This is a genomic window from Carnobacterium sp. AT7 (assembly GCF_000171855.1).
In the GTDB taxonomy this organism is placed as follows: Bacteria; Bacillota; Bacilli; order Lactobacillales; family Carnobacteriaceae; genus Carnobacterium_B; species Carnobacterium_B jeotgali.
The window spans coordinates 1-24,217 of sequence record NZ_ABHH01000007.1 but is presented as its reverse complement, the minus strand read 5'-3'; the positions used below and the strand labels follow the sequence as shown (position 1 = coordinate 24,217).

The 24,217-nt window shown below is 34.7% G+C and carries 20 protein-coding genes; 15 read left to right on the top strand and 5 right to left on the bottom strand.

Translation table 11 applies throughout. The features are described 5' to 3' along the window. Window positions 1-76: 76 nt before the first annotated feature. From msrA to CAT7_RS04035, 3 genes are all read right to left on the bottom strand, one after another. Window positions 77-727, bottom strand: coding sequence for a peptide-methionine (S)-S-oxide reductase MsrA (gene msrA / locus CAT7_RS04040; RefSeq protein ID WP_007722244.1), 651 nt, complete (start codon window positions 725-727; stop codon window positions 77-79). A gap of 73 nt (window positions 728-800) precedes the next feature. Beyond that, window positions 801-932: a DUF4044 domain-containing protein gene (locus CAT7_RS12140; protein ID WP_007722242.1), complete on the bottom strand. Its 132-nt coding sequence runs from the start codon at window positions 930-932 to the stop codon at window positions 801-803. Window positions 933-1,004: 72 nt separating this feature from the next. Continuing rightward, window positions 1,005-1,961: a magnesium transporter CorA family protein gene (locus tag CAT7_RS04035; RefSeq protein ID WP_007722240.1), complete on the bottom strand. Its 957-nt coding sequence runs from the start codon at window positions 1,959-1,961 to the stop codon at window positions 1,005-1,007. Between the two features lie 278 nt (window positions 1,962-2,239). On the opposite strand from CAT7_RS04035, the gene gndA reads away from it, so the two are divergent. The 4 genes from gndA (at window position 2,240) to CAT7_RS04015 (ending at window position 7,853) form a co-directional block, all read left to right on the top strand. After that, window positions 2,240-3,673, top strand: coding sequence for an NADP-dependent phosphogluconate dehydrogenase (gene gndA, locus CAT7_RS04030; protein WP_007722238.1), 1,434 nt, complete (start codon window positions 2,240-2,242; stop codon window positions 3,671-3,673). A 277-nt stretch (window positions 3,674-3,950) separates the two neighbouring features. Further along, entirely contained in the window at window positions 3,951-4,643 is a 693-nt protein-coding gene (locus tag CAT7_RS04025) for a response regulator transcription factor (protein WP_007722236.1), read from the top strand. Between the two features lie 146 nt (window positions 4,644-4,789). Then, window positions 4,790-6,187, top strand: coding sequence for a sensor histidine kinase (locus tag CAT7_RS04020; RefSeq protein ID WP_007722234.1), 1,398 nt, complete (start codon window positions 4,790-4,792; stop codon window positions 6,185-6,187). A 142-nt stretch (window positions 6,188-6,329) separates the two neighbouring features. Then, entirely contained in the window at window positions 6,330-7,853 is a 1,524-nt protein-coding gene (locus tag CAT7_RS04015; protein ID WP_007722232.1) for an IS1182 family transposase, read from the top strand. A 116-nt stretch (window positions 7,854-7,969) separates the two neighbouring features. On the opposite strand, the gene yidC is transcribed toward CAT7_RS04015, so the two are convergent. Continuing rightward, a complete protein-coding gene (gene yidC / locus CAT7_RS04010) occupies window positions 7,970-8,893 on the bottom strand; it encodes a membrane protein insertase YidC (RefSeq protein ID WP_007722229.1) in 924 nt (307 codons plus the stop codon). A gap of 68 nt (window positions 8,894-8,961) precedes the next feature. After that, complete coding sequence (locus tag CAT7_RS04005; RefSeq protein WP_029276360.1) at window positions 8,962-9,237, bottom strand: acylphosphatase; 276 nt, start codon at window positions 9,235-9,237, stop codon at window positions 8,962-8,964. A 307-nt stretch (window positions 9,238-9,544) separates the two neighbouring features. Here CAT7_RS04005 and CAT7_RS04000 point away from each other — a divergent pair, with 307 nt between their 5' ends. The 11 genes from CAT7_RS04000 to pgsA form a co-directional block, all read left to right on the top strand. Further along, the gene (locus CAT7_RS04000; protein WP_029276362.1) at window positions 9,545-11,620 is read left to right on the top strand and encodes a DNA topoisomerase 3; all 2,076 of its coding nucleotides are present in this window, start codon (window positions 9,545-9,547) and stop codon (window positions 11,618-11,620) included. Between the two features lie 115 nt (window positions 11,621-11,735). Further along, on the top strand, window positions 11,736-14,081 hold the full coding sequence (locus tag CAT7_RS03995; protein WP_007722223.1) for a DNA translocase FtsK: 2,346 nt from the start codon (window positions 11,736-11,738) through the stop codon (window positions 14,079-14,081). Window positions 14,082-14,341: 260 nt separating this feature from the next. After that, window positions 14,342-15,391: a BMP family lipoprotein gene (locus CAT7_RS03990; protein WP_029278207.1), complete on the top strand. Its 1,050-nt coding sequence runs from the start codon at window positions 14,342-14,344 to the stop codon at window positions 15,389-15,391. A gap of 247 nt (window positions 15,392-15,638) precedes the next feature. Further along, complete coding sequence (locus CAT7_RS03985; protein ID WP_035019391.1) at window positions 15,639-17,186, top strand: ABC transporter ATP-binding protein; 1,548 nt, start codon at window positions 15,639-15,641, stop codon at window positions 17,184-17,186. Continuing rightward, window positions 17,179-18,246 (top strand): ABC transporter permease, encoded by a 1,068-nt coding sequence (locus tag CAT7_RS03980; protein WP_007722217.1) that lies wholly within the window; start codon window positions 17,179-17,181, stop codon window positions 18,244-18,246. The genes CAT7_RS03985 and CAT7_RS03980 overlap by 8 nt, the downstream gene beginning before the upstream one ends. Window position 18,247: 1 nt before the next feature. Then, window positions 18,248-19,207, top strand: coding sequence for an ABC transporter permease (locus tag CAT7_RS03975; RefSeq protein WP_007722215.1), 960 nt, complete (start codon window positions 18,248-18,250; stop codon window positions 19,205-19,207). Window positions 19,208-19,317: 110 nt separating this feature from the next. Continuing rightward, the gene (yfmF, locus tag CAT7_RS03970; protein WP_007722213.1) at window positions 19,318-20,580 is read left to right on the top strand and encodes an EF-P 5-aminopentanol modification-associated protein YfmF; all 1,263 of its coding nucleotides are present in this window, start codon (window positions 19,318-19,320) and stop codon (window positions 20,578-20,580) included. Further along, window positions 20,580-21,881, top strand: a complete 1,302-nt coding sequence (gene yfmH / locus CAT7_RS03965; RefSeq protein WP_007722211.1) for an EF-P 5-aminopentanol modification-associated protein YfmH — start codon at window positions 20,580-20,582, stop codon at window positions 21,879-21,881. Before yfmF ends, yfmH begins: the two co-directional genes overlap by 1 nt. After that, a complete protein-coding gene (ymfI, locus tag CAT7_RS03960) occupies window positions 21,878-22,603 on the top strand; it encodes an elongation factor P 5-aminopentanone reductase (protein ID WP_007722209.1) in 726 nt (241 codons plus the stop codon). Before yfmH ends, ymfI begins: the two co-directional genes overlap by 4 nt. 118 nt (window positions 22,604-22,721) lie before the next feature. Continuing rightward, on the top strand, window positions 22,722-23,579 hold the full coding sequence (locus tag CAT7_RS03955; RefSeq protein ID WP_007722206.1) for a helix-turn-helix domain-containing protein: 858 nt from the start codon (window positions 22,722-22,724) through the stop codon (window positions 23,577-23,579). A 95-nt stretch (window positions 23,580-23,674) separates the two neighbouring features. After that, on the top strand, window positions 23,675-24,217 hold a 543-nt coding region (pgsA, locus tag CAT7_RS03950), incomplete at its 3' end, for a CDP-diacylglycerol--glycerol-3-phosphate 3-phosphatidyltransferase (protein ID WP_007722205.1).

Here is a 24,217-nt window from a genome sequence, read left to right as displayed (position 1 = left end):
AAATGAGCCAGCAATTGATTAGACGTCTAATCAATTACTGGCTCATTTTTTGTTTGAGAACCATTCACCATTCTTTTTACCAACGAATAATATGAAGTAAGTCCATTAAACTGTTTTTTTCATTTTCAGTTAGTCCCCAAAAGGCTAATTCTTTTTTGATCTCTGCTAATAGACCGTATTCTCTAACAAAACCATTTAGACGTGCCGCGATAGTAGAATCAACGTAGTCAGAATAGGTTGGAAAGAGACTAGTGATAGCTTCAAGTGCTTTAGGGTAGCGTTTCAAAAAATATTTTTGATGACGATCTTCGGCTCGATAAAAGGTAGAATAGGGTTGGATTTCTGTTTGTATATTCTTATAGTTAGTATTTTCCCAATCTTTTTTGACTTGTTGGAGTGTCTGGTGTTGTTCAACATTATGATAAAATAAAAGAGAGAGATACTGACGACCTTTATAGTTGCGATCTTTAGCAGCATCATGGTTATCCCAAAATATAGTCAAAATTTCTGAGTAAGAAATAACTTCGGGATCAAAATCAATTTCTACAGTTTCAGTATGATCTCCCAACAATTTATAGGTAGGGTTTGGTGTGGTTCCACCAGCGTAACCAACACGCGTTCGGATGACTCCTGGTAGATGACCAAAGCGACTGTCTGGCCCCCAAAAACACCCCATACTAAAAGTAGCAGTTTGAATGTTATGTGATCGTCTGTTGAAATTAGTCATAGATTGAACCTCCAAATGTAAAAATAAAAACCATATGAACCAATTTTAGCCAAATTGGTTCATATGGTGAACTTTAATTCATCGTAATGAGTGTATAAAGAGCTGTTACAAAGCCTGAACCTAGTATAGCAATAAGCATGACCCAGACAAATACTTTTGTAAACCGTTGAGTTTTAGAAACTTTCTTTTTATCTTTTGTAGCCACGATGTGACCCCCACTTTCAAACGTATATTTATTATAGTTTACAACAAATAATAGGAAGGAAGCAAGAGTGTATCAAAAATAATCTTTTTTTCTTAATATCCAAACAGTAAGGATACAAATAACGATAATAATTAAATTAAGTATCCAAAAAGCACCAGGTGTGTTCTCGAATGGTAAAGAAACATTCATCCCCCAGATTGCTCCAATAATATTTGGTATTGTTAAAACGATTGTAATTGAAGTTAGAACTTTCATAATGTTATTTAAGTTGTTTGAGATAACAGAAGAAAAAATGGCACTAATTTGTTCTAACATTCGATTAGATTGACGTATCATAGCTTCTGCTTGTTGGTTTTCAACAACTACATCATGCAAAAATGAAAGACTTTTTTTATTTTGATTGAAACGCTCAATATTTTTGAGATGTTTAAAGATGGGATGATTGCTTTCGATCGCAGAATCAAAATAAACTAAACTTTTTTGTAGAGCCATTAAAGAAAAAAGCTGACGATTATTGGTTGTTTTTGTTAAATTATCTTCCAATCTTTCAATTTTGGAATTGATTTCTTTTAAATAGAAAATGTAATCTGAAGAAATATGCCAAGCAATATCTAGTAAAAAACGTTCTTGGTCAGAACTATCACTTGGGTAGTTCGGTTTATTTGTAATCATATTTGAAATGAAATCGGGTGTTTGGACAGTAGCTGTAATAATTGTGTGTGCTGTTAAGATTACGGCTAAAGGTCTAGTAACGTATTCACTGTCGCTTAGTCCGTTAGTCACTTTTAAAGGGTAAAGAAACATAGCTAATGAAGAACTTTCCCTTTCTTCCATTTCTAAATTTTCGTATCTTGACACTTCATCTGGATCTAGCACACCTGTAAGGTAATCTCTTGGAAAACCAAAATGATGAACAACTTTGTCAATTTCATCATCTGTTGGATCAGAAAGGTGTAGCCATTCTGCATGAGTAAAATCAATGTCATGAGTAATTTTACCTTGGTTTGTAGTGTAATAGGACTGAATCATAGCAAACGCTCCTTAAAATAAAATTAATAGAAAATACAAGTAAAAAGTAGAGACTACCTTATTACTTAGTTTACACTAATTTGGAATAAAAAAGAAAAAAAGAGAGATTAATAACCAAGAATGGGAGATAGTTTAGTTAAATGTTGTATATTTTTTTATAAATGGATATATTAAAGGAAACGACTTTTAATTTCCTTCTTTTTTTGCTAGGATAGTAAGGAACGAAGAAATACCATTTAAATAAAATTAGTTTTTAATTGAAAGGGGTTTAAATAGATATGAGTAAGCAACAAATTGGTGTAGTTGGAATGGCTGTTATGGGGAAAAATTTAGCTTTAAATATTGAGAGCAGAGGATATTCCGTATCGGTTTATAATCGAACAACTTCTAAAACAGAAGATGTTATTGCAGAAAATCCTGATAAAAACTTAGTATTAACTCGTACAGTTGAAGAATTTGTAGATTCACTTGAAAAACCAAGACGTATTTTGTTAATGGTGCAAGCAGGTAAAGGAACAGATGCAACGATTCAATCTTTACTGCCACATCTTGATGAAGGAGATGTGCTAATTGATGGAGGAAATACGTTCTTTAAAGATACGATTCGTCGTAGTGAAGAATTAGCTGAATCAGGCGTAAACTTTATTGGTACAGGTGTTTCTGGTGGAGAAGAAGGAGCTTTAAAAGGGCCAGCAATTATGCCTGGTGGACAAAAAGAAGCATACGATTTAGTAGCTCCTATTCTTGAACAAATCGCAGCAGTAGCTGAAGACGGCGAAGCATGTGTGACGTATATTGGACCAAATGGAGCAGGACATTATGTTAAAATGGTCCATAATGGTATTGAATATGGGGATATGCAATTAATTGCTGAATCTTATCACTTGTTGCGCAATGTTGCTGGTTTATCAGTTGAAGAAATAGCTGAAGTATTTGCTGAATGGAACAAAGGCGAATTGGATAGTTTCTTAATCGAAATTACCGCAACTGCTTTAACTAAAAAAGATCCGGAAACTGGTAAACCTATGGTCGACATCATTTTAGACCGTGCTGGAAATAAAGGTACCGGTAAATGGACATCACAAAGTGCATTAGATTTAGGTGTTCCACTTCCATTAATCACAGAATCTGTTTTTGCACGTTATATTTCAGCATTGAAAGAAGAACGTGTTGAAGCAAGTAAAGTATTACCAAAACCAGCTAGTTACTCATTTGATGGAGATAAAGCTGAGTTAGTTGAAAAAATTAGACAAGCCTTATACTTCAGTAAAATCATGAGCTATGCTCAAGGATTTGCACAAATGCGTACAGCGAGTGAAGAGTATGACTGGAACTTGCAATACGGCGAAATAGCTAAAATCTTCCGTGCTGGTTGTATCATCCGTGCTCGCTTCTTACAAAAAATCACGGATGCTTATAATCGTAAATCAGACCTTAAAAACTTAATGTTAGATGAGTACTTTATGGATATCACTAAAAACTATCAAGATTCTGTTCGTGATATTATTGGTATTGCTGTTAAATCAGGCGTTCCTATTCCAACATTTTCTTCAGCTATCGCTTATTATGATTCTTACCGTACAGCAGATCTGCCTGCCAATATTATCCAAGCACAGCGGGATTATTTTGGAGCACACACTTACGAAAGAACAGATAAAGCAGGAACATTCCATTTTGATTGGTATGGAAATGAAGGAGAAGAACAACTTTAATTTATAATTTTTTATGGGAAAAAAAGAGACTAATCTAGTCTCTTTTTTTGTATGCAAAAAGTCAATATTAATTTTAAAATGACTTAATATAACAGACAACTGTCTAATTGCTTAAATATTTCTTAAATGTAAGTTTCAAGGTTCTCATTTATTTTTAATTTATGGTAAGATGATAACGGACACATTAAAAATTGATTGTGAAAAACTTTTTATCGTGGTATCGTAACAAGAGCGAAATAGAAAAATAGTGACTTTAGAGGAGCAGGTGTGCAATAAAATGAATAATATTTTAATTATTGAAGATGAAAAAAATCTAGCTCGTTTTGTAGAACTAGAACTGAAACACGAAGGCTATGCAACAGAGGTTCGTTATAATGGGCGTACTGGATTAGAAGCAGCAGTTGCAGAGGATGCACATTGGGATGTTATTTTATTAGACTTAATGTTACCTGAATTAAATGGCATAGATGTTTGTCGTCGTATTAGACAAGTAAGCAATGTACCAATTATTATGATGACGGCTAGAGATTCTGTTATTGATCGAGTATCTGGACTAGATCACGGTGCAGATGACTATATCGTAAAACCATTTGCTATTGAAGAATTATTAGCGAGATTACGTGCTTTATTCCGTCGTATTGAAATTGAAAGTGAACAAAATATCACGAAGCAAACGACAGTTACGTATAGAGATTTAACGGTTGAGAAAGAAAACCGTGTTGTACGCCGTGGAGAAGAAGTTATTGAATTAACAAAACGTGAGTATGAATTGCTATTAGAATTAATGGAAAACGTAAATGTCGTTTTAGCACGTGATGTATTGTTAAATAAAGTATGGGGATACGAAACAGAAGTTGAAACGAATGTGGTAGATGTTTACATTCGTTACTTGCGTAATAAAATTGATGTTCCTAACGTTGACAGTTATATTCAAACTGTTCGTGGTACAGGTTACGTGATGCGTTCGTGAAATTCCCGTTTTATAACAAAAAAAAGGATAGAAAAAAAAGAAAACGGCTTTCACTAAAATGGAAGTGGACTATTGGGGCTACACTTGCAATATTTCTAACGTTTTCGATTTTTTCTATTGCGATTTTTGTAGGTTTTAGACAAATTATGTTTACCCAAGAAGAAGAGAACTTCAGAGAAGTTCTCTTTGGAGCGTCCAGTCGTTTGGTGGATGAAAATAAACTAACGGATAGTGACTCAACAGCTTTGTCAAAAGCAACTGTCTACTCCGCGTTTAATCCTTCCTATTCTCCTGATTTCATGGAGCTAAAAGAGAAGTATGATCAACGAAATACAACTTTTGAAGATTCTGGAAATTATCAAGATACTTTATATGCTAAGATGAATGAAGAAGATGTGATTGTAAAAGTCTACACTCCAACATCTCGTTTGCTTTTTGAGTCTAAATTAGGTGATTTTTCTTTTGAAAAGAGTTCGGAACCGGTCATTAAGATGATAGAAGTAAACGGTGAAGAAGGTTATTATGGAGTCACGCCTGTTGTTTCTGATGAAACGAATCAAATCATTGGGTATGTGCAAGTTATCGATGGGATGACGGATTATCATAAGATGATCGATGTCACAATCATCAGCTTGGTTTCAATGGGTTTTGCGGCACTTATTTTTAGTGGTATTTTAGGTTATTTATTGGCATCTAATTTTTTGAAACCAATAAAAAATATTACGAATACTATGAATGATCTTCGTCAAGATACGCAATCCACTTCCAGAATTGAAGTGGATGAAGGAAACGATGAATTAGACCATCTTTCAATGGTATTTAATGATATGTTAGATAAGATGCAGAAATACATTGAGCAGCAAAAACAATTTGTAGAAGATGTTTCTCATGAACTAAGAACGCCAGTCGCTGTTATGGAAGGACATTTGAAGTTATTAAATCGATGGGGCAAAGAAGATCCAGAAATACTTGATGAATCTCTTGCTGCTTCGTTGCAAGAGATTACCCGAATGAAAAGTTTGGTTCAAGAAATGCTTGATCTATCTAGAGCTGAACAAGTTGAAATCCATTATAAAAACGAAAAAACAGCTATCAAGCCTGTTATTCATCAAACATACAATAACTTTATCCTCATTCATCCGGACTTTACGTTTATTTTAGACGATGATATCTACGATGATGTTTATGTTTCAATTTACCGAAATCATTTGGAACAAATTTTAGTTATCCTATTAGATAATGCCGTGAAATATTCTACTGATCGTAAAGAAGTTCATATCTCCGTTTCAACCGATGATAGAGAAGTTCAAATTGCCATTCAAGATTTTGGTGAAGGTATGACTCATGAAGATACAGAAAAGATTTTCAATCGTTTTTATCGTATCGATAAAGCGCGTAGCCGGCATAAAGGCGGAAACGGACTTGGATTATCGATTGCAAAAGAATTGTTAAATGGGTATAACGGAAATATTACAGTTGAAAGTGTTCTCGACTATGGAACGATATTTAGAATATCATTGCCTATCTATAGAGAAGAAAATTAAAAAAATGAGGCTGGGACAAAACCTAGCTAAAAAGCATCCAGAAAAGTTTAAATGACTTTTCTGGATGCTTTTTATAATACAAAAAGAAACCCCTTTGATATAATGTAAATAACCACAAATACAATTATCGGAGGGGTTTCTAATGTATAAAAAATATACCACGAATCAAACAAGCTTGCCAATAGAATTGTCTTGTTTATTGTCTCCAAACCATATTATTTTTGAAATTCATGAATTTATTGAATCAATGGACAACACGTTGTTTTCTCAACTTGATTCTTCCGAGGGAAGACCTGGTTATCATCCAAGGTTACTAATAAAAGCACTTCTCTTTGCTTATTCAGAAGGGATTTATTCTGGCCGGAAAATTGAAAAAATGATGACGGAAAACATAGCCATGATGTGGGCAGTTAGTAACGAAGTTATCTCCTATCGAACAATCAACCGATTTCGTTCTTCTGAAAATTGCCAAAAGTTATTACCTGAATTATTTACTGAATTTACGGTTAAACTCAAAACAGAAAATCTTATCTCTATGAATGAACTATTTATAGATGGAACTAAAATAGAGGCTAACGCCAATAAATATTCCTTTGTATGGAAAAAAGCTATAGACAGATATGCAACTTCTCTCAGAATGAAGACGAAACAATATTTTGTAGACGAAATTCAACCACTGGTTGAAGAATCTATGGTGATAGATGATTTAGAGGATATTTCTATTGGCGAACTTGAGGATTTGACAACCCTAATCGAAAAAGAAATCAATCAATTGACTACTGATATTGAAGATCATCCTGTTCATGGAAAGAACCCCAAGAAACAAAAGAGACGAAGATTAAAAAAACATTTACGTAAATTGAAAAATGATTTCATCCTACGCAAAAGAAATTATGAAGCCCATGATAAAGTGTTTAATGGTCGTAATAGCTTTTCTAAGATTGATTTAGAGGCTACTTTTATGAGAATGAAAGACGATCATATGATGAACGGCCAGTTAAAAGCGGCGTACAATATTCAAATCGGTACTGAAAATCAATTTGTATTAGCTTATGATGCTTTTCCAAATCCAACGGATACACGGACACTCATTCCGTTTGTTGAATCATTAGATTACTTGCCAAAAATGATTATTGCAGATGCTGGTTATGGCAGTGAAGAGAACCTAAATTTTCTGAATGATATCGGAGTAAATCATCTCATAAAATATAACCTCTTTGATAAAGAACAAACACGATCCTATAGTAGCTCTTCAAGAAATAGAAAAAACTGGACTTATCATTCCGAAGGAAATTACTTTATACATCCAGATGGTACAAATTATTATTTTAACTATATAAGTCACAAGAAAAACAGTAGTGGATTTCATCAGGATAGTCATGTTTATAGACCGGATAATCCAGAGGAGGCAGAACAAAAAGCCTTCTATTACAATTGGCATTATGAAGCTTTAAAAGAAATAGAAGCGACTAAGCTTTTATCACCTGAAGGCTCCAAGATTTTTGCGAGACGCAAAATCGAGGTAGAGCCAGTTTTCGGGCAGGTAAAAGCTAATTTAGGTTTCACTCGCTTCCATTTGCGTGGGAAAGAGAAAATTAAAGTCGATATAGGTTTGGCTTTTATGGCTAATAACTTCAAAAAATATAGAAAAACAAAGGCGATTTAGCCTAAAGAATTTACTTAATCAGTTGAAAAAACTAAAAAAACGTTAATTGCAAAAATGCAATTAACGTTTTTTTAGTTACTGGGAGGTTTTGTCCCAGCCTCATTTTTTTTGTTAGTTTAACGTTTTTTTTGTTGTTTGCCAGCATTTCTTCCATTTGCATTCTTTCTATTAGAAGAATGAGTTAAAACTTTCGTCTGTTGTTCAACAGGTTCAGCTTGTTTAATCGTCCGTTTAGGTTTAGCAGGACGATTTCTAGCTTCTTCTTCAAGTTGAGCTTTTATTCTTGGTTTGAAGATAAAGTTGGTAATAATCGTTTGGAAAACTGCAAAAATTCCTCCGACAAACCAATACAATCCTAATCCAGCAGGAGAAGTAAAGGAAACCATTAAAATCATGATTGGACTAACGTACATCATTGTACGCATTTGTTTCTTCTGTTCATCTGGAAGTCCAATCATAGAAACATACGATTGAACAAAATAAACGGCACCAGCTGCAATAGCAAGAGCGATATTTTGATTTCCTAAACTAAAGCCTAAGAAAGTGCTATTGCTTATTTCGGTAGATAAATTGATTGCTTGAAACATGGCTGTAAAAACAGGCATTTGAATCAGTAATGGTAAACAACCGATTCCTCCCAGCATACTCATGTTATTATCTTTATATAAACTCATAAGTTCTTGTTGAGCAGCAGCTTTTTCTTCAGCAGTAACAGCTGCTTTTTGTTTCTTTTGAACTTCGTCCATTTCTGGTTTGATTAAAGCCATTTTCTCTTGTTGAATAATTGATTTTTTAGATTGACTTAAATTTAAAGGCATAATAATTAAACGAACAGCTAACGTAATAGCGATAATAGACAGTCCATAACTACCTCCAAAAAAATCAGCCAATTGGATGATAACTTGTTGTGTTGGAACGACTAAAAACTGATAGATTATACCACTAGGATTACCATCTGAGTCATGACCCATACAACCAGACAAGAAAACCACTACGCTTAAAAGCGTTCCTGATAAAAGTAATTTTTTGAAATTTTTCATTGTTCACAATCCTTCATTTTTATTAAATTAAGTAACATTACTTACTATACAGGATTAGTATCCGTTTTTCAATTGCTTATTGTGAACTTGTCTCTAGTTGGAATTGAAGCAAGTTCTTCTATTGCGATAGAATCAACATTGCCGCTTGGGGAAGGTGAATTTCTTATTTTTTCTATAAATTGGTCGATTTTATCTGGCTCTCCGTTAGCTTCTATATAGACGCTTCCATCTGATTCATTTCGAACAATTCCATAGACACCGATCTGATCCGCTACTAATTTAGTTGAGTAACGGAAGCCAACACCTTGTACCAACCCAAATACATGAATAGAAACTTTTTTCATAGAAATCCCTCCATTAGTGGAATCTTCAATAGAAGACTCGATTGTTTTGTTTTGTGGAAAAAGAAACTGTTTAAGCAATCGGAAAAAAATGGTCATATTAGCACTTCCTCTTCCAAAAAAGTTACTTGTTTAGTTTATTTTAACGATTGTGTTTAATGGGGTCAATCATTCTTTAGTCTGAGTATAAGAAAAAAGAGCAGACTTTTGGTATTGTTGCATTGAGTATAAAGATAATTTACAATGAATGCACAGCATTTCATATAGTGAAAAAAGAGGAATGATGAGCTGTTTTAAGAAAGGAACGATCATGAAAACATTAATTATTGCCGAAAAACCAAGTGTAGGAAAAGAAATTGCACGAGTACTCGGAGCCACTCAAAAAAGCAAGACCCATATTGAAGGAAAAGACGTCATTGTAACTTGGGCATTGGGACATTTATTAGGATTGAAAATGCCAGAAGAGTATAAAAAAGAATGGGCGACTTGGGATTTAAATACACTGCCACTTATCCCAGAAAAAATGTTAACTACACCGTTAAAAAATACAAGAAGTCAATTAAAAGCCATCAAGCAGCTAGCTGATCGAAAAGACATTGGTTCAGCAGTTATTGCTACCGATGCTGGACGAGAGGGAGAATTAGTTGCACGATGGATATTAGAGTATGTCCACTTTAATAAACCGATAAAAAGATTATGGATTTCTTCGCAAACCGATAAGGCGATAAAAGAAGGTTTTAATCAATTACAACCAAGTAAAAAATACGATACATTATATGATTCTGCTGTTGCACGTTCAGAGGCCGATTGGTTGATAGGTTTGAATGTTACTAGAGCATTGACAGTAAAGTATCAAGATAGTTTATCTGCTGGACGCGTCCAAACCCCAACGCTAGCCATGGTACGCAAACAAGAGGCTAAAATACAATCGTTTGTACCTGAAACTTTCTATACTGTTCAGCTAGTGATTGATGGAAAAAAAGCAACAATACAAGATAGTGCGCTCCGTAAATTTAGTGAACGACAAAAAGCGGAAGATCTAGTAGCTTCTTTAAAAAATAAATCAGTAATCGTTAAGGAAATAAAAGAAAAACAATCTATTCAACAGGCCCCATTGCCTTATGATTTGACTGAACTTCAACGTGAAGCGAATTTACGTTATCAATTTTCAGCTAAGAAAACACTTAGTTTAATGCAAACATTATATGAACGCCATAAAGTACTTTCTTATCCAAGAACAGACTCAAAATATTTAACGCAAGACATGATTGGAACGATGAAAGAAAGAGTAGCGGCCATTCAAAATTTTGCACCTGATGAAGTAAAAGGTATTCTGAAAAGAGGGGCTCAGGTAACTCAAAAAGGCGTATTCAATACTGCAAAAGTAACCGATCATCATGGGATTATTCCTACTGAAGAACGTCCACGTCCAGAAAAAATGGAAGCAGATGAGTTGAAAATTTATCGCATGGTTGTCGAACGATTTATAGGACTCTTTTTACCCGCTTATAACGTTTCTAAAACAACCATAGTGTTCTCCGCGGCTACTACCTTATTTAGTCTGCAACAAGAAGAAGTGATTGAAAAGGGATGGAAAAAAGAAGTCCAAAAACAATCAGAAAAGGGTTATCAATTAAATGAACAACTAACTCAGCCAACTTATACAATTCAAATGCAATTGACAGAAGCTCCAGCTCGCTTATCAGAAGGTACACTTCTTCAGAATATGGAGAAAAACGGATTAGGAACACCGGCTACGCGTGCTGAAATTATTGAAAAGTTGATTAAAAGCGACTTAATGGAACGGAATCAAAACAAATTAAGTACAACACCTAAAGGGCAACAATTATTAACGTTAGTCAATCCCGCATTGGTGACTCCAGAGCTCACAAGGAAATGGGAGGAAGCATTAGAGGAAATTGCAAAAGGAACGTTAAAGAAAGAAGTGTTCTTAAAACAAATAAAAAATGAGACGGCTCGATTAGTAACTGAAATAAAAAATAGCACAGAAACATATAAGGACCATGCATTAACAACTAAAATTTGCCCGGATTGTGGTGAACTATTGAAAGAACGTAGTGGCCGTGATGGGAAAATGCTTATTTGTAGTAGTACAACGTGTTCATATAAACGAAGAAAAGACCCAAAAGTATCGAATCATCGATGTGCACAATGTCATCGTAAAATGGAAATCCATGAAGGGAAAAATGGAAATTATTTTAAATGCAAATACTGTAACATTACTGAAAAAATAGAAGGTAAGAGCAGTAAGAAGCCTAGTAAGCATGAAACAAGTAAGTTGATGAAAAAAATAAATAAACAAGAAGAAGTTGAAAGTCCACTAGCTTTGGCTATGAAAGCTGCTATGGAAAGAAAAGGCAATTAAAAAATAGTCCCAGTAAAGGATGAAATCAGGCAATAATGATTTCATCCTTTACTGCATTCCGTTTAAATCAAATTTTGTGTATAATTAAAGAGAGGTGTAAGGAGGGAAGAAAATCGTGGCAGTGAAAAAAAAGAACAATACTACTAATAAGAACGCAAATTATCGTCTTTCTTTTGAAATTATCGGCTTGATTTTTATTATTCTAAGTGTTTTTTCAGCTTCACAAACAGGTTTTGCGGGAATATTTAGTGCAAATCTTTTTCGTTTCTTTGTAGGCAATACTTATACAGTAGCGGCTATTTTAGTAGGCGTTTATGGCGCGTACTTGGTTTTTAAAGGTAAAGAGCCTTATTTTAAAAATAAACGAATCATGGGTTTTTTACTTATTTACAGTAGCCTATTATTAGTTTTGCATGCCCGGTTATTTGCTCCTATTATCCATGGAGATATGAATGTGATTTCTGCTACGTTCCGTTTTTTTATAACCGATATGGCGAATAATGAAATCACTCAATCACTTGGAGGAGGAATGATTGGTGCCGTTTTTTATTCAGCTAGCTATTTCTTATTCTCACAATGGGGTACCTATTTTATAGCAGGACTAGGTTTTTTCTTCGGTATATTTTTACTGTTTCAGTTATCATTTAAATCATTTTTGAAAAATAGTGGTCAGTTGTTAGCGAGTATTTGGCAAAGATTATGGACAACAATGATAAAGTTAAAAAACTTTATGCTGCAGAGGATAAATAATATAAAAAAATCAGCTGAAATAACAGATCCAAAAAAGGATAAAAAAGAGACGAAAGAAAAGAAAAATAAAGTAAAAATAGGATCAACTAATGATGCACAAGAAGAGCCAGTTAATAAGGGTAAGAATGAACAGTTGCAGCTAGAAATCGACAATTATCAGAGTCGTGTTGAGAAACCTATCCCAGAAAAAACAGCGGGGGATGTTCTAGAAGATAGTGAAGGAGAAACAATCGATTTTGAAATAGGAGCTGAAAGAGAAAACAAAGATTATAAGTTGCCGCCTTCGTATTTATTAAATGAAATACCACAAAATGACCAAACTAATGAGTATGCTCTTATACAAAAAAATGTTCAAAAATTAGAAAAAACATTTAAAAGTTTTGGAGTCGATGCAAAAGTTACCAAAGCCAATTTAGGTCCAGCTGTAACAAAATATGAAGTTCAGCCAGCCATTGGTGTGAAGGTAAGCAAAATTGTCAGCCTTAGTGATGACATTGCATTAGCACTAGCTGCGAAAGATATTCGAATCGAAGCTCCTATTCCGGGGAAATCTTTTATAGGGATTGAGGTTCCAAATAGTGAAGTAAGTTTAGTTTCTTTTAGAGATGTAATTGAAGGGCAAGTTAACAATAAAGAAAAAATGTTAGAAGTACCGCTTGGCAGAGATATCTCCGGCAATATTACGATGGCTGATCTATCTAAAATGCCTCACTTGCTTGTTGCAGGGTCTACCGGTAGCGGGAAATCGGTTTGTATTAACGGTATTATTACTAGCTTATTGATGAAAGCTAAACCAAATGAAGTGAAATTAATGATGATAGATCCTAAAATGGTTGAATTGAATGTTTATAATGGGATTCCACATTTGTTGACACCAGTCGTAACCAATCCTAAAAAAGCAGCTCAAGCATTACAAAAAGTCGTTACTGAAATGGAAAGAAGATACGAACTATTTGCTGCCAGTGGAATGCGTAATATCACTGGATACAATCAGCATTTAAAAACACATAATGAAGAAAATGGCGAAAATTATCCGACATTGCCTTTTATAGTGGTAATTGTCGATGAGTTAGCCGACTTAATGATGGTAGCTAGCAATGAAGTTGAAGATGCAATCATTCGGTTAGCTCAAATGGCTCGGGCTGCAGGAATTCATATGATTTTAGCAACTCAAAGACCCAGTGTAGATGTTATCACGGGTATTATTAAAGCTAATGTACCTTCACGAATTGCATTTGCAGTTTCTAGTGGTGTCGATTCTAGAACAATCATAGATGGCAGTGGAGCAGAAAAATTATTAGGTAGGGGAGATATGTTATTCTTACCAATGGGTGAAAATAAACCAGTTCGTGTGCAAGGTGCGTTTATTTCAGATGAAGAAGTTGAACATATTGTAACATTCGTAACGGATCAACAGGGAGCAAATTATGTAGAAGAAATGATGCCGACTGAAGAGCCTAAAACGACGCAAAACGAGGTCCAAGACGAAGTTTATGAAGATGCTGTAGCATTAATCGTTGAAATGCAGACAGCTAGTATTTCGCTGTTGCAACGTCGATTTAGAATTGGATACAACCGAGCTGCTCGTCTAATTGATGAGATGGAAATGCGTGGTATTGTTGGTCCATCTGAAGGAAGCAAACCTCGTAAGGTAAATATTACTCAACTTGCTAGTGAAGATCATTTGGCTGATACAGAAATAGAACAGTAGTAAAAAAAGCATCTATTAAGTTGATTTCTTAATAGATGCTTTTTTTACTAATCATTCTTTAAGTCAAGCTTTATGCTTAAAGCCAAACAAAATTGATTGCAACATATTAAAGATAGATTAAAAACTGAACAATATTTAACTAAAACGTTTTCAATAATCACATTTAGTGTTTATCTTTTTAAATAAAGATGGTACTATAAATGCGAGGATGAATTAATGACACATTGATTCGTACTAAAAAAATATTGGGGGTTTTTTGAGTGAAGAGTAGAAATTTTAAGAGTCTATTGACTCTAGGTCTATTATCAAGTTTAACGTTGGCTGCATGTGGAGCTGATGAAGGAAGTGATACTGCTTCATCATCAGGTTCAAAAGAAGATTATTCAATTATTATGGTTACTGACGTAGGTGGAGTTGATGATAAATCTTTTAACCAATCTGCTTGGGAAGGCATGGAAGCTTGGGGAGAAGAACACGGACTTGAAAAAGGACCAGATGGATACAACTACATTCAATCAGATGAAGATTCTCAATTTGTTACAAACTTAAATACAGCTGTAAATAACAATTTTGATTTGATTTTTGGGATTGGATTCAAGTTACAACCAGCAATGACAGATGTCGCTGCACAAAAACCTGATCAAAAATTTGTAATTATTGATGACCAAATTAAAGCAGATAATGTTGCATCTGTATTGTTTAAAGATCATGAAGCTGCATTTTTAGCAGGTGTTGCTGCTGCTGAAACAACTGAAACAGACCATGTTGGATTTATTGGTGGACAAGAAAGTGCTGTTATTGACCGTTTTGAAGCTGGTTTCGTAGCCGGTGTTAAACAAGTTAATCCAGACATTAAAATTGATGTTGAATATGCAGGCTCATTTGGAGATGCTGCTCTTGGTAAACAATTAGCAGCTGCAATGTATAGTTCAGGAGCAGATATTATTTATCATGCATCTGGTGATACAGGTAATGGTGTATTCTCAGAAGCTATTGACCGCATGAATTCTAATCCAGATCAAAAACTTTGGGTAATCGGAGTTGACCGTGATCAAACTGCTGAAGGTGAATACGATGGCGGAAACTTAACACTTACTTCAACACTTAAAGGTGTAGGTCAAGCTGTTCAAGATATCGCAAATGCATCAATGGAAGGCAACTTCCCAGGCGGAGAAGTCAGCAACTTTGGTTTAGCTGAAGATAGTGTTGGGATTACTGATGGAGCATTATCAGAAGACGTAATCAAATCAGTAGAAGATTACAAACAACAAATTATTGATGGAGACATCACAGTTCCAGAAGCACCATAAGTATATTCTGCATTAAACAGTTGTTTAAGAGATAGGATAAGGTGAAAGGGCCGGATATTTATATTCCGGTCTTTTCCTATCTTTTGAGTTATCTAATACTTTTTTGTATTTGCATTTATATTATTCAATTAAAATTAAAAAAGAAAAGTTGATAACTACTTGTCTGTCTAACAACTATAATAGATAATGAATTCAGTAATATAAAAGGAGTGAAACCATCGTGGCAGAATCAGTAAACGTCATTGAAATGAAGGGCATTACGAAACAGTTTGGTACTTTCAAAGCGAATGACAATATTAATTTGCAACTTAAAAAGGGAGAAATACATGCTCTTTTAGGAGAAAATGGTGCAGGGAAGTCCACTTTAATGAATATTCTTTCAGGGTTATTAGAACCTTCTTCTGGAGAAATTTTAGTGAACGGACAGGTGGTAAACATAAGTTCACCTAGTGTAGCAAACAAATTAGGTATTGGAATGGTTCACCAACATTTTATGTTAGTGAAAAAATTTACCGTAACTGAAAATATCATTTTAGGAATGGAACAAACAAAAAATGGTTTTTTAGATAGAGAAACGGCTAAAAAAGATATAAAAGAGTTATCTGAAAAATATGGCTTGCTTGTTGATCCTAGTGCAAAAGTAGAATCTATTTCAATTGGCATGGAGCAAAGGGTAGAGATCTTAAAAACACTTTATCGCGGAGCAGACATTTTAATATTTGATGAACCAACTGCAGTATTGACTCCTCAAGAAATTGATGAACTGATAAGTATAATGAGAGCCCTAACAAAAGAAGGGAAATCAATCATCTTAATCACACATAAACTTGACGAAATTAAAGCTGTTGCTGACCGTTGTACGGTTATACGCCGTGGGAAAAGTATTGATACAGTCGATGTCTCAGTAACTTCTCCTCAAGAATTAGCAGATATGATGGTTGGACGTTCTGTTTCCTTTAAAACACAAAAAAAGGCTTCACAACCAAAAGAAACTGTTTTGTCTATCGAGAACCTTACTGTTAAAGAAAATCGTGGATTAGATGCAGTTAAAGGATTGAACTTAGAAGTACGAGCTGGTGAAGTTGTAGGTATAGCCGGAATCGACGGAAATGGTCAAAGTGAATTGATTCATGCGATAACAGGATTAACTAAGGTTGAAAGTGGAAAAATCACTTTAAATGAGCAAGAAATTCAAAATAAAACACCTCGTAAAATTACCGAATTAGGCTTAGGGCATATTCCTGAAGACCGTCATAAATATGGTTTAGTTTTACCGATGTCATTAGAAGAGAATATCGCATTACAAACTTATTATAAAAAACCTTTAAGTAAAAATGGTATTTTAAATCAAAAAGAAATCAAAAAATTTGCATTAAAATTAATTGAAGAATTTGATGTACGGACACAAAATGAAACAACTCCTGCTGGATCGTTGTCTGGTGGTAACCAACAAAAAGCGATTATTGCTAGAGAAATCAGTCGTGATCCGTCATTACTGATTGCTGCTCAACCAACTCGTGGACTTGATGTAGGAGCAATTGAATACATTCACTCACGTTTAATTGAACAACGCGACAATGGTAAAGCGGTCTTGTTAATGAGTTTTGAATTGGATGAAATTTTAAACGTCTCCGATCGAATCGCTGTTATGTACGAAGGCAATATTGTAGCCATTGTAGATCCTAAAGAAACAACTCAACAAGAACTTGGCTTATTAATGGCAGGTACTTCTTTAGAACAAGCTCGCTCTTTGATCAAACAAGGAAAAGGAAAGGAGAGTGTTCGAATTGACTAATAGAAAAGATACGCTAAATAATTTATTAGTGCCACTACTATCTGTGGTTATGGGATTTGTATTGGGTGCTATTATCATGGTTATCTTTGGATACAATCCAATTGATGGTTATTCAGCAATGATAAACGGTGCTTTTGGATCATCATTTTATATTGGTGAAACATTAAGACAAGCGACACCGCTTATTCTAACAGCCTTGGGTTTTTCTGTGGCGTACAATGCGGGATTCTTTAACATTGGGGTTGCAGGACAAGCTTTGCTAGGATGGTTATGTTCTGTCTGGGTAGCTAATATCTTCTCAGATCTACCTGGTTTAATTTTACTTCCTTTAAGCATATTAGGAGGAGTATTAGCTGGTGCACTTTGGGCCGGAATTGCTGGTTTTTTAAGAGCCTATTTTAACACTAGTGAAGTTATTGTCACAATTATGTTGAACTATACGGCTCTATATACAACAAATTACTTGATCCGTAACGTATTAACTGATTCAGCAGACGCAACTCCTCGTATTTCAGAGGGTGCTAGTTTAAGAGCAGGATGGTTAACCGAGCTAACGAGTAACTCTACTCTTCATGCTGGTATCTTTATTTCATTAGCTATGGCTATTATTGTATGGTTCTTAATGAAAAAGACAACATCTGGGTTTGAAATCAGAACCGTTGGATTAAATCCTAGTGCTGCTGAATATGCTGGTATGAGTTCTAAACGAACAATTATCATTTCAATGCTAATCAGTGGTGGTTTAGCTGGTTTAGGCGGCGTAATGGAAGGTCTTGGGAATTTCCAAAACATTTTTACTCAAGGTGCAATGCCAACCATTGGATTTGATGGGATGGCTGTAGCTTTGCTAGGATTAAGTAATCCTGTAGGGATTATCTTCTCAGCTATTTTGTTTGGGGCATTGAAAATTGGTGGAAATAGTATGCCAATGATTTCAGGAGTACCAACTGAAGTTGTAGATATTGTAATCGCATCTATTATTTTCTTCGTAGGGGCTAATTACTTAATTCGCTATTTTATTGATAAACGAGCAAGAGTAAACAAAGGAGGAGTGAAATAAGATGGATATCGTACAATTGCTTCAACTTATTGTTTCATCATCACTTGTTTATTCAGCTCCTATTGTGTTAACAGCCCTTGGTGGAACATTCTCTGAGCGTAGTGGTGTTGTTAACGTAGGTCTAGAAGGAATAATGGTTATGGGTGCCTTTAGTTCTATTGTATTTAACTTAACCTTTGCGAGTGCTTTTGGGGATATGACTCCTTGGATTTCAGCTCTAATTGGTGGATTAGTGGGTGTGGTTTTTTCATTAATCCATGCAGTAGCGACAGTTAATTTAAGAGCAGATCACATTATTTCTGGTACAGTTATCAACTTAATGGCTCCAGCTTTAGCCATCTTCTTTACACGAGTATTGTATAGTGGAGCTGGACAAACAGACCGAATTACAGAAAGTTTTGGTAAAGTAACGATTCCTTTATTAAATCGTATTCCAATCATTGGCGATATCTTCTTTAAAGGAACTTCAGCTCCAGCTTTTGCAGGTATTTTAATTGCAATTATTTGCTGGGTAGTGCTCTTTAAAACACGTTTTGGCTTACGCCTAAGATCTGTGGGAGAACATCCTCAAGCAGCGGATACATTAGGAATTAATGTTTACTTAATGAAATATGCAGGTGTAATGCTATCTGGTTTACTAGGTGGTATGGGAGGAGCGATTCAAGCTCAGTCTATCTCATTAAGTTTCCAAGCTTCAACGATTGCGGGACAAGGGTTTATCGCAATGGCAGCAATGATATTTGGTAAATGGAATCCTCTTGGTGCAATGGGAGCAGCTATATTCTTTGGTTTTGCTCAAAGTCTAGGGGTTATTGGAAACTATATACCAATCATCCAAGATATTCCAAGTGTATGGCTACAAATCGCACCATACGTGATCACTATTATTGTATTGGTCGGAGTAATTGGTAAATCTGAAGGACCAGCAGCAGGCGGTAAAACATATATTAAATCAAAATAAGCCACATTTTGGCAACAACGGACTTCTATGTCCGTTGTTGCTTTCTTTTTTTTACTTTTTATTTTAAGATAGATACTGAACGTTTTTTTAAGTTAGAGGAGGAATAAATTATGTCCATTCAATTAAATGAAGGGGTCCATTTGCATGTACTCCCCACCAAGAAATACAAAACAATTCGAATAATGTTGAAATTTCGTGCACCGTTAAATAAGAAAACCGTTACAAAGCGAGCTATGTTAGCAAATTTATTAGAAACAAATAGTAAAAAGTACCCGACTCAAACAGCATTAAGAAGTGCTCTTTCCAATATGTATGGAGCTAGCTTTGGAACAGGCGTAAGCAAAAAAGGAAATACGCATATCCTATCAATGAGTATAAATTTAGTCAATGAAAAGTATCTTTCAAAAGGAGACAATGTTTTGCAAGAAAGTATCGACTTTTTGAAAGAAATAATTTTCCAACCAAATGTAACAGATGGACAGTTTAATGATAAAACCTTTAAGAGAGAAAAAGCGAATTTAGTCGATTATTATGATTCACTTTTTGATGACAAACAAACTTATGCTAGTCTTGCATTGCAAGAGCTCTTTTTTGAAAATGTGGATCAACAAACGCCAAGTGTAGGTTCGAAAGAAGATTTGGAAGAAATATCAGCTGCATCGCTATATGAGTATTATCAAGATGTATTAAATCATGATAAGGTGGATATTTATGTCCTAGGTGATGTTGATGAAAATGAAATTCGGTCTGCTTTTGAGCAATTTGAGTTTGCTCCTCGCAAAGTATTGAAATCAAGTAGTTTCTACAATGAACCAGCAGCTAACGAAGTTGAAAATAAGACGGAGCAACAAGAAATAACCCAAGCTAAATTTAATTTGGGTTATACAACAGCGATTTTTTACCACGATCCACTGTATTATGCTGCACAAGTCTTCAATGGTTTATTCGGTGGTTTTCCGCATTCGAAATTGTTTATGAACGTGCGTGAGAAAGAAAGTTTAGCTTATTATGCTTCTAGCTCTATGGACACATTCAGAGGCATGATGACTGTTCAAACTGGTATTGATGGTCAAAAAGTTGATCAAGTTAGAGAAATAATTGCTCTACAATTGAAAGAGATGCAGGCTGGTAACTTTACAGATGAAGCTATTTCTCAAACGAAAGAAATGTTGAAAAATCAACTATTTCAATCAGAAGATAATGCTGGTGCCGTTATTGAGCGTATCTATGCGTTAGAATTAGCTAAAGAAACGATTCTTTCAATCGACGAGTGGGTAGCTAGAATTGAAAAAGTTACAAAAGAAGATATTATTGAAGTGGCCAACAAAGTGAAATTAAAAGCAACATTCTTTTTAACAGCGGAGGCGAAATAATGGATAAAAAAATTTATGAACAATTACAAGAAACGATTTATACAGAAACGCTTGAGAACGGCTTACGAGTAACTTTATTACCAAAAAATGACTTTCATAAGACATATGGCTTATTTTCTACGAATTTTGGTTCAATCGACAATCAATTCGTTCCTCGTGGGAAAACAGAAATGATTACAGTTCCAGATGGCATCGCTCATTTTTTAGAACACAAACTGTTTGAAAAAGAAGATGGAGATGTATTTAATACTTTTGGTCGACTAGGTGCGTCAGCTAATGCTTTTACAAGTTTCACTAAAACAGCTTATCTATTTTCTAGTACGAACCATGTTTCAGAAAGTTTGAATACTTTATTAGATTTTGTTCAAGAGCCTTATTTTACAGATGCAACGGTCAATAAAGAAAAAGGTATTATTGCTCAAGAAATTCAAATGTATGAAGACGAACCAGACTGGCGTTTGTATTTTGGCGTTTTAGGCAATATGTATCCTAAACACCCATTGCATATCGATATTGCTGGAACAGTAGATAGTATCATGGACATTACGCCTGAATTATTATACGAAAATCACGCAACTTTTTATCATCCAAGTAATATGAGCTTATTTGTAGTAGGAAAATTAGATCCTGAAGAAACGATGCAGTTGATTCGAGAAAACCAATCAAAGAAAGAATTTTTGCCAGTTGAACCAATTGAACGTATTTTTCCCGAAGAAACCATACAAGATATTAAACCATATGACTTTATTCAAATGTCAGTTAATCGTCCAAAAAGTATTGTTGGCGTAAAAGGGGTAACTGAGATACCGAGTGGTGTAAAAGCTTTAGCATACAAAACGACAATGGATCTATTATTGACATTATTGTTTGGTCCTACATCAGCGAATTATTTGAATCTATATGATAAAGGAATAATAGATGATAGTTTCTCTTATGAATTTAATTTAGACCGTACTTTCCATTTTGTTGACATTGGTGGAGATACGAAAGATTCTGTTGTTTTTAGTGATGAAATTAAAAAAATATTGCTAGATGCTAAAAATAGCTCAGAGCTAACAGAAGAAAATCTAACGATTGTAAAAAAACGAATGATTGGTCAAGAATTGCAGTCTTTAAATTCTTTAGAATATATTGCTAATCAATTTAGTCAACCTTCATATGGCGAGGCAACTTTATTTGATGTTGTTCCTATCATTGAAAGTGTTACATTGACAGAGATAAAAAAAGCAGCTGATGAATTTATGGTTGAAGATCATATGACCACATTCCATATTTTGCCAAAAGGAGAGAATGAGGCGTGAAATTTGCGTTGATTATGGGAGCAAGCGGCGATATTGGTAAAGGCATTGCACAAGAAATGGCTGAAAAAGGTTGGTCACTTTATTTGCACTATCATTCCAATCCTAAGAGTGTAGAGGAACAAATACGCAACTATCAAATGGATTATCCCAAACAAGATTTTTTTGCGTTGCCTCTAGATATGACTGAAGAAGAAGGGATTTCTCTTTTTCTTCAATCCATCTATCAGTTAGATGTAGTTGTTTTTGCTAGTGGTTTTACTACCTATCAATTATTGACAGAGATTTCTTCAACGGATATGGATCGTATGTGGAGAGTACACGTTAAAACGCCCGTTTTATTGGTTCAACACTTGCAAGATAAGCTAGCTCATTCAACACATGGCAGAATTATTTTTATCAGTTCTATCTATGGGGAAATAGGGAGCGCAATGGAAGTTTTTTACAGCACAACAAAAGGTGCTCAATTAGCCTTTGTTAAAGCTTATAGTAAAGAAGTGGCCAGCTTAGGGATAACAGTGAACGCTATTTCTCCTGGAGCTATTGCCACTAAAATGAATCAAGACTTTACTCCAGCTGAAGTAGAAGAATTGGAAAGTGAAATTCCATTAGGTCGACTAGGAAATGTCTCTGAAATCAGTTTTTGGGTCACTCAATTAGTCGATAAAAGAAGTGCGTATATGACGGGACAATCAATTGTTGTCAGTGGTGGCTGGTTAAAGTAGAAAGATACTATTCTTATACGGTATAAGGAAAAATTAATGTTTCTAGTGTAAAAGGTATGTTATAATGCAAATGATATGAGATTTTCTCTCTAATAAAGAGAACAGGTAGGTGAGACAGTTGAATGAAATTGGTGAAAAATTAAAAGAAGCAAGAAAAGCAAAAGGATACACGTTAGATGATTTGCAACAAATGACAAAAATCCAAAAACGTTACCTGATTGCGATTGAAGAAGGTAATTATGATGTCATGCCTGGAAAATTTTATGCGCGTGCATTTATTAAACAATACGCAGATACTGTTGGTTTAAATGGAGATCAACTACTAGAAGAATATACGGATGCAGTGCCGCATACTCATGATGAGGAATATGTAGAAAAAGTCTCTACGGATCAAACACGTTCTGGAAAGAATACTGAAAATGTCTTTTTGACAAAAGTTCAAGAGTATTTGCCTACAATTTTAATTGGCCTCTTAGCGGTAGCTATTGTAGCGGCTATCTATTTTGCTGTAATTAAAACAAATAATCAAGGAAATGAAGACATGATTACAAAAGAGTCTGATGAAATAACTGTCTCTAGTGCTGATTCTATTTCAGAAGAAGAATCAGTAAAGGAATCTTCAGAGTCAGCAGTGTCTGAAGAGAGTGAAGAAGCTCAAGGAATAGAGCTGTTATCTTCTAATGGATCGACAACAACTTATTCTGTTACAGGAATTTTTGAAGGAAGTTCATTGATACTAACAGCTTCAGGTGGAGATTCATGGGTCAGTGTTGAAGGAGACGGAACTACGATTGATGCTCAGTTAATAACGGATGGCTCTAATTTAGAAACAGAAATTCCAGACGGAACTTCGTCTTTAGTCGTTATAATTGGAAACGCACCTGCAACAAAAGTTAATTTTAATGGCAAAGATGTTCCTTATGCTCCCGAAGCAGAGAATTCAGTCCGACAAGAAATTGAATTTAAATTTGAGTAAACTCGTAAAAGAGAGCTTTATCTAGCAAGAACTTTTTGCGGGAAGAGTTTTTATAAATAGTTGATGTTTATTGATCAAGAGAGGAAGCAAAAAAATTGAACTTACCGAATAAACTTACAGTACTGAGAATTTTTATGATTCCACTATTTGTTATTATCGTATTAGCACCATTTGATTGGGGAGTTATTCATCTTTTAGGTTCTACGATTGAAGTCACCCAACTGATAGGTGCTGTTTTATTTGCTTTAGCAAGTTTCACAGACTGGCTAGATGGAAAAATTGCACGTAAGCAAGGACTAGTAACAAATTTTGGTAAGTTTGCCGATCCTTTAGCTGATAAAATGCTAGTTATGACTGCTTTAATTATTTTAGTTGGACAAAATTTAGCTCCTTCTTGGGTCGTTTCTATTATTGTATGTAGAGAATTGGCAGTTACTGGATTAAGGTTACTATTAGTGGAACAAGGCGGAACAGTTTTAGCCGCTGCATGGCCAGGAAAAATTAAAACGGCCACTCAAATGGTTGCAATTATTTTACTGCTAGTTGATAATCTACCATTTGAAGGTATCGGCTTGCCAATGGCTGCTATCATGTTGTATATCTGTCTATTCTTTACTATCTACTCAGGCGTAGATTAT

Excerpts from the sequence above, each read along its gene's own strand:
- yfmF (WP_007722213.1), top strand. The coding sequence starts at position 19,318 with ATGTCCATTCAATTAAATGAAGGGGTCCATTTGCATGTACTCCCCACC.
- CAT7_RS04005 (WP_029276360.1), bottom strand. The coding sequence starts at position 9,237 with ATGAAAAAAGTTTCTATTCATGTATTTGGGTTGGTACAAGGTGTTGGC.
- CAT7_RS04015 (WP_007722232.1), top strand. The coding sequence starts at position 6,330 with ATGTATAAAAAATATACCACGAATCAAACAAGCTTGCCAATAGAATTG.
- msrA (WP_007722244.1), bottom strand. The coding sequence starts at position 727 with ATGACTAATTTCAACAGACGATCACATAACATTCAAACTGCTACTTTT.
- CAT7_RS03975 (WP_007722215.1), top strand. The coding sequence starts at position 18,248 with ATGGATATCGTACAATTGCTTCAACTTATTGTTTCATCATCACTTGTT.
- CAT7_RS04025 (WP_007722236.1), top strand. The coding sequence starts at position 3,951 with ATGAATAATATTTTAATTATTGAAGATGAAAAAAATCTAGCTCGTTTT.
- CAT7_RS03985 (WP_035019391.1), top strand. The coding sequence starts at position 15,639 with ATGAAGGGCATTACGAAACAGTTTGGTACTTTCAAAGCGAATGACAAT.
- CAT7_RS04000 (WP_029276362.1), top strand. The coding sequence starts at position 9,545 with ATGAAAACATTAATTATTGCCGAAAAACCAAGTGTAGGAAAAGAAATT.
- CAT7_RS04035 (WP_007722240.1), bottom strand. The coding sequence starts at position 1,961 with ATGATTCAGTCCTATTACACTACAAACCAAGGTAAAATTACTCATGAC.
- gndA (WP_007722238.1), top strand. The coding sequence starts at position 2,240 with ATGAGTAAGCAACAAATTGGTGTAGTTGGAATGGCTGTTATGGGGAAA.
- CAT7_RS04020 (WP_007722234.1), top strand. The coding sequence starts at position 4,790 with ATGTTTACCCAAGAAGAAGAGAACTTCAGAGAAGTTCTCTTTGGAGCG.
- yfmH (WP_007722211.1), top strand. The coding sequence starts at position 20,580 with ATGGATAAAAAAATTTATGAACAATTACAAGAAACGATTTATACAGAA.
- yidC (WP_007722229.1), bottom strand. The coding sequence starts at position 8,893 with ATGAAAAATTTCAAAAAATTACTTTTATCAGGAACGCTTTTAAGCGTA.